Source organism: Streptomyces sp. SID1328 (assembly GCF_009865595.1).
Taxonomy (GTDB): Bacteria; Actinomycetota; Actinomycetes; order Streptomycetales; family Streptomycetaceae; genus Streptomyces; species Streptomyces griseoluteus.
Genome location: NZ_WWKH01000649.1, coordinates 1 through 1,334, shown reverse-complemented (window position 1 = coordinate 1,334; position 1,334 = coordinate 1). Strand labels below are relative to the sequence as shown.

Below are 1,334 nucleotides of genomic sequence, written 5' to 3'. Positions count from 1 at the left end.
CCAGTAGTTGCCGTGCAGGAAGGTGCCGGAGTCGGTGAGCTTCATGGCGTGCGGCACGTCCGGGATGTCGTACTCCCCGCCGAAGCCGACCGTCTGGCTGTTCATGCGGGTCACCTCCAGCATGTCCATCACCACCATCTTGCCGTTGTACGTGGGCGTCTTGGGGGCGCCCGCCGTGATCGGCACGGTGGCCAGGAGTTCGCCGTCCCGGCGCACCTCCATGGTGTGCGCGGCCGCGTCGACCAGGGAGACCTGGCTGCGGCCGACGGTGAAGGCGATGGTCTTGCGCTGGAGCCCGTAGACGCCGGGCGCCCCCTCCACGTCGCGCAGGGCGAGGTCGACGGTCACCTCGGTGCCGGGCTTCCAGTAGCGCTCGGGGCGGAAGTCCAGCCGGTTCTTGCCGAACCAGTGGGCGCGGATGTCGACGGCCGGCTTCGCGGTGACGCGTACGGCCTTCTCCACGGCGGCCCGGTCGGTGATGTCCCGGTTGAAGGCGAGGGAGACGATCATCCCGGTGCCCACCGTGGCGCGGTTCTCCGGGGTGACGTAGCCGATGAACCGCTGGTCGGGGACGTAGGTGGTGAACGAGGTGTGCCGGGCGGAGCGGCGGCCGTCGCCGTCCACGGCGACCGCGTCCACCGTGTAGCGGGCGGCGAGGGCCAGCTTGTCGTCGTCCGGTTCCCAGGTACGGCCGCCCCCCGTGATGTGCCCGGTGACCTTGGTGTCCTGGGCGTCCTGGGAGCGGGTCACCGTGACCTTCTCCAGCCGCCCCTCGGGCACCCTCACCCGCAGCCGCTCGCCGGGGCGCACCCCCTTGCCGCCGTCGTCCGGGGTCACCCGGATGACGTCCTCTACGGCCGGGGGTCTGCCCGGCGGGCCGCCGATGCCCAGGGGGCCGGAGCCGTCCGCGGTGCAGCCGGCGGCCCCGGCCAGCAGTCCCGCCCATGAAAGTGCCGTGGCCAGTGTGGCCAGCGCGCGCCGCGCGCGTCCTTGTAGGTGCCTCACGCCGACACAACGACGCGGCACGCTCGGGGGAAACGTGAGTGCGACCCCCCGGATGGGCAGAACAGAGGGAAGGACGACGCGAAGGGGAGCCGCCGCGCCCGCGCCGGAGCCGTCGGGGCGCTGCCGTACCGGCCGGCCGAGCGTGCCCGGGGCCTTGGCAGGCCCGCGGGTGCGGTCGGCCGTTCGGCGCGGGCGGTCGTGCCCCGGAAGGCCGAGCCACTGAAAGAGGGGCCGACTGGTGACGAGCGCAGCCGAGCAGCGGGCACGGGCCGGGGAACCGGCCGCCCAGAGCGGGACCGCCACTTCCCCGGTGCGCGGTGCCCGGCGCG

1 protein-coding gene is annotated in these 1,334 nt (G+C 73.8%); it reads right to left on the bottom strand.

Annotation, left to right across the window (positions count from 1 at the left end; translation table 11 throughout):
• On the bottom strand, positions 1-1,005 hold a 1,005-nt coding region (locus GT030_RS20995), incomplete at its 3' end, for an Ig-like domain-containing protein (RefSeq protein ID WP_161202426.1).
• Between the last annotated feature and the right edge of the window lie 329 nt (positions 1,006-1,334).